General features: G+C 69.5%; 13 protein-coding genes and 1 pseudogene. 4 read left to right on the top strand and 10 right to left on the bottom strand.

Features of this window, described 5'->3' with window-relative positions; all coding sequences use genetic code 11:
- Positions 1–15: 15 nt before the first annotated feature.
- Positions 16–942 carry a ParA family protein gene (locus ABTX62_RS00255; protein WP_352114083.1) on the bottom strand — a complete coding sequence of 309 codons (927 nt, stop codon included), beginning with the start codon at positions 940–942 and terminating at the stop codon, positions 16–18.
- A 300-nt stretch (positions 943–1,242) separates the two neighbouring features.
- Between ABTX62_RS00255 and ABTX62_RS00260 the strand changes: the two are divergent.
- Positions 1,243–1,356: pseudogene (locus tag ABTX62_RS00260) on the top strand (transposase); the annotation flags it as partial.
- A gap of 164 nt (positions 1,357–1,520) precedes the next feature.
- Here ABTX62_RS00260 and ABTX62_RS00265 read toward each other — a convergent pair.
- The 3 genes from ABTX62_RS00265 to ABTX62_RS00275 all read right to left on the bottom strand — a co-directional run bounded on the left by ABTX62_RS00265 (position 1,521) and on the right by ABTX62_RS00275 (position 3,567).
- A complete protein-coding gene (locus ABTX62_RS00265; protein ID WP_352114084.1) occupies positions 1,521–2,246 on the bottom strand; it encodes a DUF4839 domain-containing protein in 726 nt (241 codons plus the stop codon).
- Between the two features lie 614 nt (positions 2,247–2,860).
- On the bottom strand, positions 2,861–3,304 hold the full coding sequence (locus tag ABTX62_RS00270) for a PIN domain-containing protein (protein ID WP_352114085.1): 444 nt from the start codon (positions 3,302–3,304) through the stop codon (positions 2,861–2,863).
- On the bottom strand, positions 3,301–3,567 hold the full coding sequence (locus tag ABTX62_RS00275; RefSeq protein WP_352114086.1) for a ribbon-helix-helix domain-containing protein: 267 nt from the start codon (positions 3,565–3,567) through the stop codon (positions 3,301–3,303). The genes ABTX62_RS00270 and ABTX62_RS00275 overlap by 4 nt, the downstream gene beginning before the upstream one ends.
- Before the next feature lie 889 nt (positions 3,568–4,456).
- Here ABTX62_RS00275 and ABTX62_RS00280 point away from each other — a divergent pair.
- A complete protein-coding gene (locus tag ABTX62_RS00280; protein ID WP_352114087.1) occupies positions 4,457–4,678 on the top strand; it encodes a hypothetical protein in 222 nt (73 codons plus the stop codon).
- Positions 4,679–5,064: 386 nt separating this feature from the next.
- Complete coding sequence (gene fxsT, locus ABTX62_RS00285) at positions 5,065–7,203, top strand: FxSxx-COOH system tetratricopeptide repeat protein (protein ID WP_352114088.1); 2,139 nt, start codon at positions 5,065–5,067, stop codon at positions 7,201–7,203.
- 100 nt (positions 7,204–7,303) lie between these two features.
- Here fxsT and ABTX62_RS00290 read toward each other — a convergent pair whose 3' ends face one another.
- The 5 genes from ABTX62_RS00290 to ABTX62_RS00310 all read right to left on the bottom strand — a co-directional run bounded on the left by ABTX62_RS00290 (position 7,304) and on the right by ABTX62_RS00310 (position 12,444).
- Positions 7,304–7,591, bottom strand: coding sequence for a hypothetical protein (locus ABTX62_RS00290; protein WP_352114089.1), 288 nt, complete (start codon positions 7,589–7,591; stop codon positions 7,304–7,306).
- Between the two features lie 357 nt (positions 7,592–7,948).
- Complete coding sequence (locus tag ABTX62_RS00295; protein ID WP_352114090.1) at positions 7,949–8,125, bottom strand: hypothetical protein; 177 nt, start codon at positions 8,123–8,125, stop codon at positions 7,949–7,951.
- 564 nt (positions 8,126–8,689) lie between these two features.
- Entirely contained in the window at positions 8,690–9,739 is a 1,050-nt protein-coding gene (locus ABTX62_RS00300; protein ID WP_352114091.1) for an ABC transporter ATP-binding protein, read from the bottom strand.
- Positions 9,736–11,271 (bottom strand): ABC transporter permease, encoded by a 1,536-nt coding sequence (locus ABTX62_RS00305; RefSeq protein ID WP_352114403.1) that lies wholly within the window; start codon positions 11,269–11,271, stop codon positions 9,736–9,738. The genes ABTX62_RS00300 and ABTX62_RS00305 overlap by 4 nt, the downstream gene beginning before the upstream one ends.
- 126 nt (positions 11,272–11,397) lie before the next feature.
- Positions 11,398–12,444, bottom strand: a complete 1,047-nt coding sequence (locus ABTX62_RS00310; protein WP_352114092.1) for an iron ABC transporter substrate-binding protein — start codon at positions 12,442–12,444, stop codon at positions 11,398–11,400.
- 251 nt (positions 12,445–12,695) lie between these two features.
- Here ABTX62_RS00310 and ABTX62_RS00315 point away from each other — a divergent pair, with 251 nt between their 5' ends.
- Positions 12,696–15,347 carry an AMP-binding protein gene (locus ABTX62_RS00315; RefSeq protein ID WP_352114093.1) on the top strand — a complete coding sequence of 884 codons (2,652 nt, stop codon included), beginning with the start codon at positions 12,696–12,698 and terminating at the stop codon, positions 15,345–15,347.
- A gap of 127 nt (positions 15,348–15,474) precedes the next feature.
- Here ABTX62_RS00315 and ABTX62_RS00320 read toward each other — a convergent pair whose 3' ends face one another.
- Entirely contained in the window at positions 15,475–15,657 is a 183-nt protein-coding gene (locus ABTX62_RS00320) for a hypothetical protein (protein ID WP_352114094.1), read from the bottom strand.
- Positions 15,658–15,674: the final 17 nt, after the last annotated feature.

Raw genomic sequence — 15,674 nt, forward strand, 5'->3', positions numbered from 1 at the left:
GGAACTCATCTCAGATCAGATCCCCAATTTTGCCGCAAACTCTGCGACAAGAGCCTCGAGTTCGCCCACGATGACTTTTCCAGTACCAGCGGTAGGCTTCATCACAACTGGAACGCCTTCGCGTGGAGCCTCAGCGAATAGCGTTTTATTTTCGCGCACATGATTCGTGAACACAGGAACCCCCAGAGAGGAAGTTTGCGCCATGTATTGCCTCAGTGCGGCAATGGGGCGATCCGCATACATCTGAATCATAGTGAAGACAACGCCGAGAATCTCGGGCTTGATCTTTTCAATTTCTACCCCACCATCTTCCAGGTCGGCATAATCATTGTAACTCCCCACTAGCTCGTTAAGGCTATGAATGAGAAAGTCAATCCCCATCGTAGACAGGTAATCCGCCTTAGCGGGAATCAATACATACTGGCTTGCGACAATGGCAGTCTTGGTTACTACGTTGAAATTCGGAGGGCAGTCAATGAGGATTACGTCATACTGCTCAAAATCCTGCTCCAGAAGCCCCTCCGAGAGCCGTCGATGCACGCGCAAGTACTTAAGCTTGTTCTGCTTTAGCGTTCCTCCGCCGAGCTCGGTTGCAAGCTCTAGATCTACATTGATCAGCCCGAGATGCGACGGGATAAGGTGAAGTGACCCACGGTTTCGCGGCATGAGCCGCTTCATGGTCGGCGGCTCGAAAATGAGACTGGACAGCTTCAGGCTCGCCCCTGAAGCAAGCGAATCGTACCAGCGTTTGATCGTTTTATTAGGGGCCAGGTCGTTCTTCCAGTAATCTGGCTTAACAAGAGAAAATGTAAGGCTCGCCTGCGGATCCAGGTCGATTAGCAAAACGTTCTTTCCCCGGAACGCCAACTCTGCACCGAGATTCGCGGTAAGGGTGGTTTTTCCTACCCCACCTTTATAGTTGATCACGGACACAACAGGCATTTGCCCCCCTCTATGCGCGCCACGCTGCGCTGATGTGCGGCAATATACCCGACTGGGTTCCCCTCTGCTTGGAATCGCAAAAAGGTTCCATTCGTAAACATGTGTGCGGTAGGGGTGAGGCACGCGGCAGGCAGATTGGGTCTTAAAGCACTGCCCATGAGGGCACCTCAACCGCACCCATGCTCCGTCCAGCACACGCGGGTGAAGCTTCCCCTTGATGTTGGACACCTGAAGACTGGGACGTGAGGTTTCAGAGGAAGTAGTGCCAGGTGGGAAGCAAGAGCAACCGCAACAGGCGGTATACGGAGGAGTTCAAGGACGACGCGGGCCGCGCTGGTCCGGTCCTCGGGCAGGACCGTCACCGAGGTGGCCCGGGCGATCGGGGTCAGCGCCGAGGGGCTGCAGAACTGGGTCAAGCAGGACATGATCGACCGGGGCCAAGGGGGGCAGGGCGAGCTGACGAGCGCGGAGCGGAGTAGTCACACCAGGCATCCGATGCAGGCCGGCAGGACGATGCTGATGACGGAACTGATCGGCCGGGCACACTGGTCCGGTGATGACGCGGCTGCCCATCTCGACTACCGGACTTCTGTCGAGACCGGGTCGAGAAAGAAGAGGCACTGGTCCGCGTTGAACTCGCCCACCTTGGCGACGAAGCGGAACTTGTCGCCTGCGCCGACGGCAGCGGGGATTTTCTTGCCTGTCAGTCTCAGGTCAAGGATGTTGACGTCCTCGTACTTGAAGGCCGGGCCGACCGTCGTCTTCGGCCCCTTATCTCCTGGGCCCAGGAGGAGGTCATAGCGAGTGTCGTAGTCACCGTGGGGCGCCATGTTCACAATCGAGCCGTTGAACGCAACCGTCTGGCCCTCGTGCCTGTTCGCGAAGTCCAGGTTCGCGTCGTCGCAGTAGTCCGCCCTCAGCAACGCCGCAAACTCCGGGTTGTTCTGAGGCGTAATCACCGCAGTGGCAGCCGACTCTGCCGCGGTCGAAGTCTGCGTAGCGGAAGGCTTCTCGCTCACAGCGGTTGTGGACTTGTCTGACTCGTCCTTCTTCTCACCTCCGCCGCTGAGTGCAGAGGCAGCGCCGATGACGATGGCCAGGGTCATGAGGGCGGCGGCCACCGAGCCGATCAAGAGCCATGGTTGTGACTTCTTCGGTCGACGGAAGTTGAGGGTGGAGCGAAGCGTGCTCTGGGTCTGCTCCACGAGCTCCCAGCCATCCTTCTGCATCCTCGAGATCACCAAGCCGTCGGTGCCGCGAACTGTCTGCACGGTCTTGTACTCGTACTTGATCTCGTCGGCCATGCGGCTCCGTGCCCCCCCATTGGACTGCTCCCACCAACTGCCTGGCGAGCATATGGGACTCCGCGAGGAACTCGGCATCACTTGTTGAGCCTCGCGCCGGCCGTCATCGTCGTTGGGACGGGTGGTTGCCAGAAAGCCAGGTCGGGCGCCCGCACCATAACCGCACCAGATCCAGCGGGGAACAACGGGGAGTCAGGGTGAAAACTGCCCAGCCCGCAGAGGCCACAACCCAGCCGTACGCCCAGGTCAGCGCCTCAAAAAGCCCCGCAGTTCCGCAGCTTCCCAAGCTGAGAGCGCGAGTTCGATTCTCGTCACCCGCTCTTCTTGAAGCCCCAGGTCAGCGGCCTGGGGCTGTTTCATTGGGGAGCCTTTGCCGCGTTTCGCGAGTACTCCTGCACCCAAAGATGGGGCACGCAGAGGGCACGCTCGCCTTGAGAGGGCGCCCCCATCACGTCGCCGCGTGCGCTGACCTGCACTTTCACGTAGATGAGCCGGAGGCGAGCCCTCAGCCCGCCGTTCCTGGGCGATGGCGGACATCCGTCCCGCATGTCTTCGCCCTGGGCGGTGCCCAAGCCCTTTGTGGAAGCGGGCACTTGACCGCTTCGGGTCCTGCGTCAGAGCGGGAGGTCGTCGGGGAGGACACGGAACGCCTTGTAGCGGCCCAGCGGGCGTACAGCCCGGAAGTCTCGTCGGTCCAGGGTGAGAATCGCGTCCGTGTCGTAGTCGGCGGCAAGCGCCACGTTCACCGCGTCGGCGAGGTCGAGGTCCAGCGCGCGGTAACGGACACGGACGGACTGGGCTGCGCCCAGGTGGTCCTCCGTGATCTCCGGCAGGACGACACGACCCCGGCTCATCCAGCGCCGCAGGTCGTCGACCGCGCTGAGGGCGGCCTCCCTGCCGAGCTCACGCGTCGCCACGTGATCCAGTTCGGCCAGCAGGAGCGGAGACATGACCAGCAGGCCCGCCGCCATGATCGCCTCGTTCGCCGCCCCATGTTCCGGATGAGCCGAGTCCAGCGCTGCCAGAAGGCCGGACGTGTCGGCGATGACAACGATCACGCGGCGGATCCGGAGCCCGATCCGGTCTCCCGCCGGACGGCATCAGCGACCGTGTCTCGGACCTCCGACTTGGGCAGCGTGCGCCCCGGCCCCTCGAAGGTGCGTGAGAACAGTGGCTCATCCCAGACCCGGTTCGCCATGGCCGCGAGGTGGATGCCCTGGCGGATGATCTCGGCCTCGCTTACACCTCGACGCTTGGCGGCTTCCTTGATGATCGCCAAATCCTCGGGGTCCGCGTAGACGTTCGTGCGCTTCATGGACATGTACCAAGAGTAGTCCATGTACCGGATTGATGTATCCGCCACCTCCCCAGGTCGTGTTACCGAGGACTGAGGACCAGCCGAGCCGACCTCACACGCCCCATTCGGTGCCAGACCCTTCCTGGGGAGAGGGGTGCGTCATGGGGGTCGGTTTCCGTGTCGGTGAACCTGGGATGAGTGTGCGGGTCTCGACTCGTGGAGTACGCACCTCGGTCGGGCCACGTGCGGCGAGGCTCAGCGTGGGCAGCGGCGGCGCCCAGGATGTCGACCGGACTCGGCCCCTTCTACGCGTCGAGTTCCCTCGGCGGCAATCGACGGCGTACCCATACGCGGCGTACGACGCGATCTCGTGCGGTGGCCCCGTCGGCCGCGCGACTGGACCGGGCGCGCCGTCAGGCGGAGCGGGCTCAGCAGGAGGCGGAGCGCGATGCCGCCATCGCTCAGTCGCGCGAGCTGAGGCGGCAGACGACCAGCGTTCACCTGGAGTCCTTTCCCGCGGCGCATCCGCCCGTCATCCCGGACGCCCCGCAACCGAGCCTGTCATGGGCGCTCGCCGAAGCCCGGACGTTCCACCTTCAGGGCGTGGGGCGGCTGGCCCGCGCGGAGAGGGCCGCGGCCAGGCAACGGGCGGAACAGGACGCGCCCGCCTACCTGGCCACCGAGACAGCGCGACGGGGAGCGATCCGCCATCAGTTGGCGGGCGAGGCCGAACACTGGTGGCAAGCCCTGCTCGCCAACGACGAGGACACCGTCTGCGAAGCGGTGAACACCGCCTTCTCGGACACCCCGGCCGCCGGCTGTGCCGTAGGCGTGGACGGCTCGGTGCTGTCCGTCGTTGTGCGGCAACAGGACCTCCGAGCGAGTGCGCCGGGGCGTCGCCATCGCCATCAACATGGACGTCGACACGGGTCTGAACTGCGGCTCTCTCACCCACGCCGCCTTGCATATCGGCAGTGTGACCGGGGCGGCATGGGCTTTCCAGCCGTCCGCAGACCCGGATATCCGAGCCATGGTCGTCGCCGAGTTGTATCGGCACACCGTCGACGGCCTACCCGCATGGAAGCTACGGGCCCTCGGTCAGGCCTGCGCGCTCACCGGCATCACAGAGCAATGACATGAACGAGCGCCCACCCTCCTCGTAGACAGCCAGGCCCGCGCCAGCGGGCCCAAAGGGACTGGAGGCGCAGCCGGAAGGCCCGTTTTCCTCTTGCCGAGATCGCATTGTTGGCCGGACTGTCTCATTCGATGGCGGGCGGTCCCTTTTAAGCACCGAATCCTTTGACTTCGGCCGGAACGAACCCCGCGTGCAGCTTGGCGGGCCGTCGTCTGCGCGGGCCGCGGCGGGAGTGGACCGGCGGGATGCCGCGCACCAGCGGCTCGACGAGTGCCCGGCGCTTGCCCCACCTGCCACCGCGGATGCCAGAACCGATACCGACCTGACCAAGCGCTATCGAGGGCCGGCCTGTGCCACGCTGTAATCCGGGACGAACGGGGGAGGACATGGCGGAGGACGCAGCCGACGGCACGGAGCGGGAAGTCACCAGGAACGACCTGTCGGGGACCGTCTCCGGACTGGTTGTCCAAGCAGGCACGGTCAAGGGCGGCGTGCACATGCACGTCCACGAGTCGGGACTGCCCCGGGCATCGGACGTCCACGCGTACACGCCGGTGGCGAACCCGCCACGGCCTCCGTCCGGTCGGCTGTGGGGCCGCGACGGCGATCTGAAGGAAGTCGTCCGGCTGCTCCAGGCGCCCTCGGACGACGGCTTCGGCGTGGCACTCGTCGGCATGCCCGGTGTGGGCAAGACCGAACTCGCCCTGCACGCCGCCCGCGCGCTGCGAGAGCGGTATCCGATCACCTGGTGGGTCAGCGCGCAGGACGGCGCGGCCGTGACTCGGGGCCTCGCAGCCCTGGCCCACCATCTGCTGCCCGGACACCGGCACTGGCGCACACCGGCGGATGCGGCCGCCTGGGCCATGGACTGGCTGCGCCACCACGACGGCTGGCTGCTCGTCCTCGACAGTCTCGAGATGCGGAGTGACGTGGCCGCTGTGCTGGCCCGGATCGATCGCGGGCCGGTGGTCGTGACCACGCGGTGGGACGTGGACTGGACGGAGTACAGGCTGACCGCGAGGACCGTCGGGCCCCTGCCCGCCGCCGTCGGCGCGGCCTGGCTCTCCGGGTACACGGGCCTGAACGCCGACGACGGCGCCCACCGGCTGGCAGCGGACCTGGGAGGGCTCCCGCTCGCCCTCCAGCAGGCCTCGGCCTACATGCGCGAACAGGGCCTGTCCTGCGAGAGCTATCAGGGGCTGCTCGACGCCCAGCCTGGCGAACTCCTCGACTCACCGGCATGGACGGACGTGCATCGCCGCAACACGGCGCGAAGCCTTCGCCTGAGTGTCAACGCTGTCGCTGCGCTACGGCCGAACGCCGCCCGCCTCCTCAAGACGGCCTGCTGCTACGCGCCCGAGACCATCCCGCTCGGCTTGCTGACGCCGGAACCTCAGACGTCGGTAAGCCACCGCTCCGACATCCAACTCCTGCGTGCCTATTCGCTGATCACGTTGGACCACGGAAGCGTGAGCGTCCACCAACTCCTGCGACGGCTGCTCCGGTCGGGCATGACGGCGGTCGGCGGGGAAGCGGCCATGGCCTGCGAGCTGCTCAGGTCCGCCCTCCCCGAGGATCCGTTCTCGACGGTCGCCGACTGGCCGCACTGGCTCGGCCTGATCTCACACACCGAGGCCCTGGACGCCTTCGTCGACTCGATCGGTGGCGTGCCGGGGCAAGCGGTCTCCGACCTCGCGGGAGCACTGCACGGAGTGGGGACGTTCATGCTGGCCCAGGGGTGGACCGGCCAGGCACGTACGTTTCTGGCGCGGGCCGCCGAGCGGCGGACGACGGCACTGGGAGAGGGGCACGCCGACACTCTCGCCTCCCGCCACCGTCTCGGAGAGGCGCTCCGCGCTCTCGGGAACCTCGAGGAGGCGCTCGACGTCCACTCCGCGACGCTGGACGCCCGGTTGAGGCTGCACGGCGCGGAGCACCGGCTCACCCTGCAGACGCGGGAGGCGCTGGCCATCACCTGCAAGGCCATGGGACGAACCGACGAGGCCATCGTCCAGCACGAGGCCATCCTGCGTGATCGTGCCGCGGCCCTCGGTGACGATCACACCGACGTACTGTGGTCGATGCACAATCTCGCACTCGCCTACAAGCAGGCAGGCCGGCTCGATGAGGCGCTGGATCTGCACGAGCAGGTCCTCGCGCGCCGCACGGCCGTGCTGGGGCCGGACCACCCGGACACCTTGCGGTGCCTGCACAACATCGCCAACACCCACCACGATGCGCGGCGTTACGAGGAAGCCATCGCCGCGCAGGAGCAGAGCGTCGCGGACCGCATACGTGTCCTGGGGCCGGAGCATCGCGACACGCTCCGGTCCCAGTCCAATCTGGCCGACTCGTATCTCGCCGCGGGCCGGGTGTCCGAAGCCGTTGCTCTGCACCAGCGCACGCTCGCCCGGCGGGAGCGGGAGCTCGGGCCGGAGGAGCCGGACACCCGCCGGTCGCGTGAGCGACTCCAAGCCGCCCGGGAACAGCAGCACTCCGCACCGGGACCCGACGGCTCCCCCTGAACGCTGCACCCGGCACACCTTCGCGGCCCCCGGGCGGTGACCGCTCCCGGCGCGCCGGGCCGACGCGCACCCGCCCCGCGCGGGGTCGCCTCGACGCCGCTCATTCCCCCAGCGCAGGAGTTCCGCCCCCAGGGGCTGCAGGCGGCGGAGGCTGCGTGCTGAAGGAGAGCCCGGAGAAGTCCCGGCCCTGAAGCACAGGCCCGTACTGGTTGCCTCCGCTGATGCTGTTGCGCACGTCGCCGCCTTCCGTGGGGATCAGCCTCGCCTCCTCGTGCCACTGCCGCAGGCCGGCGTCGAAGTCGGGGTCCAGCAAGGTGCGAGCGGCGAGGGTGGCGCTGAGGACCCGTGCGCGCGCCTGGTCGTCCGGCGCTTGCCCCAGGGCTGCCAACTCAGGCTCCCCGGTACTGACCTGAGGGGCTTCTGCCGCGTCCGGCCCGCGCCGGAATGGCTGCCGCACCAGGGTGCTCAGCCCAGCCCACGCCTGCCGGCCCAACTCGCCACCTGCGCCGCCCGCCAAGGCCGCGAGCAGCCCTATCGATATCGGATCCATGCCGAGACACCCTCCGTGAGTGGATGTTCACCATGAGTGGAACGCCCCGGCGGGCGGCACGGTTCCCGTCGGGTCCGGCCCGTCGCTCACTCCGTTCGCCGTCCGACCCGGCATCCCGCCGATAGCACGCAGAGTGAGGTGGATCGCCTCACGCCTTGGACCTACGGTCACCGATGCCCTTCTGGGGAAAGCACCTCAGACGATGTCGTGGACGCTGTGCTCGAGCAGGTCGGAGGCATGCCGGGCAACGGCACGGCAATCGGCATCGTAGTCGCGACGCACATGCCAGATCAGCCCCAGAGGCGATGCCGTCCGATCGGCGCAGGCGTCGCGCGCACACATGGTCCGGCTGCTGGTGGCATCCGTGCCCACGAGTTCGATTCTCGTCACCCGCTCCACGAAGAAGGCCCAGGTCAGAGACCTGGGCCGTTGTGTTGTCCAGACGGGTGGCGGGTGCCACAACCGCACCATAAGGGCTTGGCCAGGCACCTGTGGGCTTCTCCTCGTGGCGTGCGCACCTCGATCGGGCCAGGTGCGGCGAGGCTCAGCGGTGTCGGGTGGCGGTGGCGGTGGCGGTGGCGGTCGCGGCAGCGGCGGTGACGGTGGCGGTCGCGGCAGCGGCGGTGACGGTCGCGGCAGCGGCGGTGGCGGCAGCGGCGGTGACGGTCGCGGCAGCGCCGGTGGCGGTCGCGGCAGCGGCGGTGGCGGTGGCGGTGGCGGTGCCAGGATGTCGACCGGACGCGGTCCCTTCTACGCGGTTCCCTCGGCGGCAATCGACGGCGTACCCATACGCGGCGTACGACGCGATCTCGTGCGGTGGCCCCGTCGGCCGCGCGACTGGACCGGGCGCGCCGTCAGGCGGAGCGGGCTCCGCAGGAGGCGGAGCGCGATGTCGCCATCGCTCAGTCGCGCGAGCTGTGGCGGCGGAGAACGCCGCTATGAGTGGAGGCCCGCCTCTCCCACCACTCGGATGCCCGTCTCCTCCCCGGGACGGACCGCGAGCGGGCCCGCGACGCGGATGGCGACCGGGATGCCGTGGCCCTCGACTGCCACGGTGACCATGGCGTCGTGGCCGTAGTAACAGACGTCGGTCACCGTGCCCCTGACCGCGCCCTCGTGGTCCACGTCGGTCAGCCGGAGCTGTTCCGGACGGAGCAGGACCGTGCCGGCGCGCACGCCGCCCGGCGGGGCGGCGAGGGGCACAGGGCCCAGGGCGGTCCGGGCTGTGCCGTTGCCGTCGTCGTCGATGGTGCCGGGGAGCAGGACGGCGTCGCCGACGAAGTCGGCGATCCAGGGGTCGGCGGGGTGGCGGTAGAGGTCCTGCGGGGTGGCGCACTGGGCGACCCGGCCGTCCCGTACGACGGCGACGAGGTCAGCGGTGGACAGGGCCTCCTGCTGGTCGTGGGTGACGAGGACAGCCGTGGCGCCGGTCGTCCGCAGGGCGGCCCGTACGTCGGACCGCACTTCTGCCCGCAGCGCGCTGTCGAGGGCGTTGAACGGCTCGTCCAGAAGCACGAGTTGAGGGCGCGGGGCGAGCGCGCGGGCCAGTGCGACGCGCTGTTGCTGACCGCCGGACAGTTCGTGCGGCATGCGGTCGCCGTACCCGGCGAGGCCTACCAGTTCCAGCAACTCCTCTGTCCTGCGCCGTCGTTCGGACCGGTCGAGGTCCCTCAATCCGAAGGCGACGTTGCGGGCCACGCTCAGGTGCGGGAAGAGGGCGCCCTCCTGGGGGACGATGCCGATGCGGCGGCGCTCCGGCGGCAGGTGGGCGCCGAAGCCGGCAAGCGTCCGGTCGCCGAGGCGGACCGTGCCCGCGTCGGCGCGCAGGAACCCGGCGACGATCCGCAGCATGGTGGTCTTGCCGCAGCCGGAAGGGCCGAGTACGGCGGCCAACGCGCCCGCCGGGACGGTGAGTCGCAGTTGCCGCAGGACCGGCTCTCCGGCTCCGTAGGACTTGGTGAGCCCTTCCACGTGGAGTTCGTTCATGTCCGGTGCCTGCCTAGGAGGTACGAGGGGACGGCGGCCAGCAGGATCAGCGCGGCGGCGTAGGGAGCGGCCGCCGCGAAGGATCCCGCGCCGGTCTCGGTCCACAGCCGGGTGGCGAGGGTGTCCATGCCGGTGGGGCGCAGCAGCAGGGTCGCGGGGAGTTCCTTCATGCAGACCACGAAGGTGAGCGCGGCCCCGGCGGCCACTCCGGGTGCGGCCAGCGGGACGGTCACCTCGCGCAGAACCTGCCAGGGCCGTCGCCCGAGCGAGCGGGCCACGTCCTCCAGGAGGGGCGGCGCCTGGAGCACGGCCGCACGGGTGGCGGCCACCGCGACCGGCAGGAAGAGGACCGCGTACGCGCAGACCAGCAGCGGGAGTTGCTGGTAGAGCGGGTAGGCGTAGCGCACGGCGAAGAACACCAGCGCGAGGGCGACCGTGATGCCGGGCAGCGCGTGCCCCGCGTACGCCGCCTGCTCCAGCAAGCGGGCGCCGCGGCTCCGGTGCCGGGCGGCGATCACCCCGACCGGCAGGGCGAGGACCGTGGTGAGGCCCGCGCCCGCCGCCGCCACCCCGAAGGTGCCCCAAGCAGTCTCCGCGAGACCACCCAGGTCCCAGGTGGCCGAGCTGCCGACGGCCAGCCAGTAGCCGAGGGTGCCCAGCGGGAAGGCCACGGCGACGGCCGTGACCGCGGCGCACCACAGCAGGGCGAGTGGCCGCCACCGGCCGAGGCCGACCGGAACCGCCGGGCGGGCGGTCCCCGTTCCGGTTCTGGCGTGCCCGGCGCGGCCCCGTGTGCGGGCCTCGGCGGCGACCAGTGCGACCGTCATGACCACCAGGACGACGCTGAGCGCGGCCGCCGGGGTGCGGTCGAAGGAGGCGCGGTAGGAGGTGTGGATGGCCCGGGTGAAGGTGTCGTAGCGCATCAGCGAGACCGCGCCGAAGTCGGACAGCACGTACAGCGCGACGAGCAGTGCCCCGCCCGCGGCCGCCGGTCGCAGTTGCGGGAGCGTGACGCGGACGAACGCGCCCAGCGGGCCGTGGCCGAGGGAGCGCGCGGCCTCCTCCTGCGCCGGGTCGATGCCCCGCAGGGCGGCGGCGACCGGCAGATGGACGTACGGGAAGCTGACCAGCGTCAGGGCGAGAGCGGCGCCTCCGAAGCCGGCCAGCCCCGGCTCGGCCGACAGCCAGGCGAACGCGGCCACGTAACTCGGCACCGCGAGCGGCAGCGTGGCCAGCACCGACCAGGCGCGGGCCCCGGGCAGCGCGGTACGCACGGTCAGCCAGGCCAGGGAGACTCCCAGGACCAGGCACGCCGCCACGACCACCGCGGTCAGGCCGAGGCTGCGGCCGAGGAGGCCGAGCGTCCGCTGGTCGGCGACGACGTCCCAGGCGAAGGCCGGGCCGCGCTCCAGAGCCCGGACGGCGAGGTAGCCGAGGGGCAGCAGGGCGAACAGGGCGGCGACGCAGGCGGGAATCAGCAGGGTCGGGGGCGGTCTGCGGTCGGGCCTGCGGGCCTTGACCACCAGACGCATTGCCCTGACCGGCGTACGGAAGGAGCGAGACGTACGGCCCTCGCTCGCCTCGCGCACGTGCTCGTCCCCGGCCGGTGCCGGGGCTCCGGCCGGGCGCGAGGTGGACGGCGATGTGGGCACGACGGGTCAGACCAGCCCGACGTCCTGGAGCATGGCCAGCGTCTCCTGGAGGGACTCCAGCTCGCCGAGGTCGATGGCGGGCGATTCGAGCGAGTCGAACGCCGGCAGGCCCTCGACGGTGCTGGTGACGCCGGCGGCCAGCGGGTACTCCTTCGTGGTGTCCGCGAAGTAGGTCTGTGCCTCCTTCGACAGCAGGTAGTCCACGGCCTTCCGGGCGGTCGCGCTCTGCCCGCTGTCCTTGAGGATGCCGGCGCCGGCGACGTTGATCAGCGCTCCGGGGTCCTCGCCGGGCAGGAAGTGCAGCTCGGCGTCGACCTTGTCCTCGCCCTTCTCGGCGACGCGCTCGTACCAGTAGTAGTGGTTGACCAGGCCGAGCGAGACCTCCCCGGCCTCGACGGCGTCCAGGGTGGCGAGGTTGTGCGCGTAGGTCTTGGCGCCGTTCGCCTTGAGGTCCTGAAGCCACGTGCGGGTGACGTCGTCGCCCTTCAGTACGCGCATGCCGGTGACGAACGCCTGGAAGGAGGCGTTGGTGGGCGCGAAGCCGACCTTGCCCTTCCACTCCGGCTCGACGACGTCGAAGACGCTGTCCGGGACCTCGTCCTCGGCGACCTTGTCCGGGTTGTAGGCGATCACACGGACGCGCCCCGAGAGACCGACCCAGTCGCCGTCGGACCCGCGGTACGCCTCGTCGACCTTGCCGAGGGTGGCCGAAGGCAGCTGCTGCAGCATGCCTTCCTTGGACAGGGCACCCAGCGCGCCGGCGTCCTGCGAGAAGAACAGCCCGGCCTTCGTGCGGTCGCCCTCCTCCAGGATCTGCGCGGCCAGTTCCGCACTGTCGCCGTAGCGCACCTCGACCTTGGTGCCCACGGCCTTCTCCAGCTTGTCCAGCAGCGGCTTGACCAGCTTCTCGTTGCGGCCGGAGTAGATGACGAGGGCGGAGTCGCCGTCCTTGCCCCCGCTGTCCTTGTCGTCGGAGCCGCACGCCGCGAGGGCGGGGAGCAACAGGCCGGCCGCGACCAGCGCAGTGATCCGGCGAACCGAGGGGCGTCGCATGGGGTGTGCCTTCCTACGGGGCTCGCCTTCACGCCGCCGGCCATGGCGGTGCGGAGCGAGGGGCGATGCGATCTGTGACGTTCCTGTGGCTTGATTATGACCATGTTATGAATAAGGTAAAGCTCACCTAACCGTCAAGGGTTCTGGCCAACAGCGGACATTGCCGCGGAAGGGGCCCCGTGATCCACCTCTCTGGACCCCTCCCGGCACCCGCGGTACCGGACTCGCCCCGGAAGCCGTGGCCGAAAACCGTGTCGTTCGCGCGCGGACTCGCGGCGTACGGGGAGCGCGTCGCGCTCATCACGCCGGACGGAGATCTGTCGTACCGCGAACTGGCCGAACGGGTGACCGCCACCGCCGCGCGCCTCGGGCCGACACGGCGGCTGGTGCTGCTGGCCGGCGCCAACCGCGCCGACGCGCTCGTCACCCACCTGGCCGCCCTCTCCGCAGGTCACCCCGTCCTGCTCGTCCCCGGCGACAGCGAGAGCACCGTCCGCTCACTGACCGAGGCGTACGCCCCCGACGTCGTGGCCCGCCCGCACACCGACGGAACCTGGAACCTCGACGAGCGTCACCCCGGCAGCGCCCACACCCTCCACCCGGACCTCGCCCTGCTGCTGAGCACATCCGGCTCGACCGGCTCGCCCAAGCTGGTGCGGCTCTCCCACGACAACCTTCAGGCGAACGCCGAGTCCATCGCCCTGTATCTCGGCATCGACGACACCGACCGCGCGGCCACCACGCTGCCCATGCACTACTGCTACGGCCTCTCCGTCATCCACAGCCACCTGCTGCGCGGCGCCGGCCTGATCCTCACCGAGCGGTCGGTGTCCGACGCTGCCTTCTGGGAGGAGTTCCGCGCCGCGCGCGGCACCTCGCTCGCCGGGGTGCCGTACACGTTCGACCTGCTCGACCGGATCGGCTTCGAGCGGCTGGAGCTGCCGCACCTGCGCCGCGTCACCCAGGCCGGGGGCCGGCTGGCACCGGAACGGGCGGCGCACTACGCCGGGTTGGGGCGCCGCTCCGGCTGGCAGTTCTTCGTGATGTACGGCCAGACCGAGGCCACGGCCCGCATGGCCTATCTCCCTCCGCACCTCGCCGCCGAGCGCCCCGAGGCCGTCGGAGTGCCGATACCCGGCGGCTCCTTCCGGCTGAACCCTGTCGACGGCCATGGCCCGGACGTGGGCGAACTGGTCTACTCGGGCCCGAACGTGATGCTCGGTTACGCCGAGAGCCCGGCCGACCTCGCCCTGGGCCGGACGGTGCAGGAACTGCACACCGGCGACCTCGCCCGGTGCGCGCACGACGGGCTGTACGAGATCGTGGGCCGCCGCAGCCGCTTCGCGAAGATCTGCGGACTGCGGATCGATCCGCAGCAGGTGGAGATCTTGCTGGCCGCTCAGGGGGTCACCGCGTACTGCGCGGGGGACGGCGAGGCGCTGGCGGTGGCCGCACTCGAAGGCGCGGGTCCCGACGGCGCCGTTGACGAGGCGCGGGCCCGGCGGCTGGTCGCGCAGGAGTGCGGGCTCCCGGCCCGCGCGATACGGGTCCGGGTGCTCGCCGAACTCCCCCGCCTGGCCTCGGGAAAGCCGGACTACGAGGCCGTACGACGGCTGACGCGCCCGGAACAGGACGAGGCGCCCGGCACCGGTGAAGATCTCCTCCTTCTCTACACGGAGATCCTCGGCCGCACCGACGTCACCGAGGACAGCAGCTTCGTCGGTCTGGGCGGCGACTCCCTCTGCTACGTCGAGATGTCCCTGCGCCTGGAGGAGGCGCTGGGCCGTCTGCCGACCGACTGGCATACGAGGACGATCCGCGAACTGCGCACGCGGGCGGCACCCGTGGCGAAAGGGCCGCACGGAACGGACCAGCCGCACGGGCCGCCGCACGGAACGGACCAGCCGGACGGGCCGCCGCACGGAACGGACCAGCCGGGCGGACCGGAGCCGCGGCGGGCCCGTCCGGCACCGGGACTGCGCGGAGCGCTGCGCTCCTGGACGACCCCACAGTCCTGGAGGACCCGCCGCACGCTGGAAACCGGCATCGCCCTGCGCGCGGTCGGGATCGTCCTCATCGTCGGCTCACACATCCAGGTCTTCAGCATCAAAGGCTTCGCCCACATCCTCATCGGCGTCGCGGGCTACAACTTCGCCCGCTTCCAACTGACCGACGCCGCACGCCGCGAGCGCGTACGGCGCCTGTGGCGCACCATCGCCCGCATCGCGATACCGAGCATGGTGTGGATCACCGGAGCAGTGGTCCTGACCGACTTCTACGACCCCGCCAACGCCCTGCTGCTCAACAGTCTGCTCTCCCAGGGGAACGACCGCTTCGACTGGGCCTACTGGTTCGTGGAGGCCCTGGTCTACTACCTCGTCGTCCTCGCCGCCCTCATGGCCGTACCGCTGCTGGACCGGCTGGAGCGGCGGTATGTGTTCGGGGTGCCGCTGGCGCTCATGGCCGTCGGCCTGGTCGGCCGCTACGACCTGCTGGGGCTGGCCTCCGAACACCCTCACTTGAGCCCTTCGGTGGTGTTCTGGCTGTTCGTGCTGGGGTGGGCCGCCGCGCGGGCGGGCACCGTGCGGCAACGGGCCCTGCTCACGGCCGTGCTGCTGCTCACCGTGCCCGGCCTGTTCCAGGACCAGCCCCTGCGCACGGCCCTCGTCATCGCCGGGTTGGGCCTGCTGATCTGGGTGCCGACCCTGCCCAGCATCGGCCCGGTCAGCGCACTCGCGGGCGTCCTGGCGAGCAGTTCCCTGTACATCTACCTGACGCACTACCAGGTCTATCCGTACCTCCAGGAGGACTTCCCGCTCACCGCCCTGCTGGCCTCCCTCGCGGTCGGCGTCGGCTACGCGGCGGTCGTGACACGGGCCGCGCGGACGGTCCGGTGGCTGTGACCGCAGTCCTCCGCCATGCCATGGCTCACCCGCGCCTCAGCGGTGCCGTCGCGGCGGCAACGGCATCGCCGCGTCGATGCCGTACCCGCCACACCCGCCCGTGTGACCGAGTAGTGCGCAACTCCGGTCAGTAGGATGCGGCCGCGCCTCCACGGCCGGGCCGGGTGCCGACTCCGCCGGCGCCGTAGGGCCGGCTGCCCTTGCCGCAGCCGGGGACGAAGACCATCGTGCTGATGGTGTCGGCGGGCGAGGAGCCGCGACGGACGCGGTGTCCCGCGGTCATCACGACGGAGCGGTCGGCGCTCTTCACGGCGGTGGCCGTGCATC

Origin of the sequence: Streptomyces sp. NPDC096046 (assembly GCF_040303285.1) — a bacterium.
Lineage (GTDB): Bacteria > Actinomycetota > Actinomycetes > Streptomycetales > Streptomycetaceae > Streptomyces.

Coding starts and splice junctions, on each gene's coding strand:
- ABTX62_RS00265 (WP_352114084.1), bottom strand. CDS start 2,246: ATGGCCGACGAGATCAAGTACGAGTACAAGACCGTGCAGACAGTTCGC.
- ABTX62_RS00305 (WP_352114403.1), bottom strand. CDS start 11,271: ATGCGTCTGGTGGTCAAGGCCCGCAGGCCCGACCGCAGACCGCCCCCG.
- fxsT (WP_352114088.1), top strand. CDS start 5,065: ATGGCGGAGGACGCAGCCGACGGCACGGAGCGGGAAGTCACCAGGAAC.
- ABTX62_RS00280 (WP_352114087.1), top strand. CDS start 4,457: ATGGACGTCGACACGGGTCTGAACTGCGGCTCTCTCACCCACGCCGCC.
- ABTX62_RS00275 (WP_352114086.1), bottom strand. CDS start 3,567: ATGTCCATGAAGCGCACGAACGTCTACGCGGACCCCGAGGATTTGGCG.
- ABTX62_RS00300 (WP_352114091.1), bottom strand. CDS start 9,739: ATGAACGAACTCCACGTGGAAGGGCTCACCAAGTCCTACGGAGCCGGA.
- ABTX62_RS00255 (WP_352114083.1), bottom strand. CDS start 942: ATGCCTGTTGTGTCCGTGATCAACTATAAAGGTGGGGTAGGAAAAACC.
- ABTX62_RS00310 (WP_352114092.1), bottom strand. CDS start 12,444: ATGCGACGCCCCTCGGTTCGCCGGATCACTGCGCTGGTCGCGGCCGGC.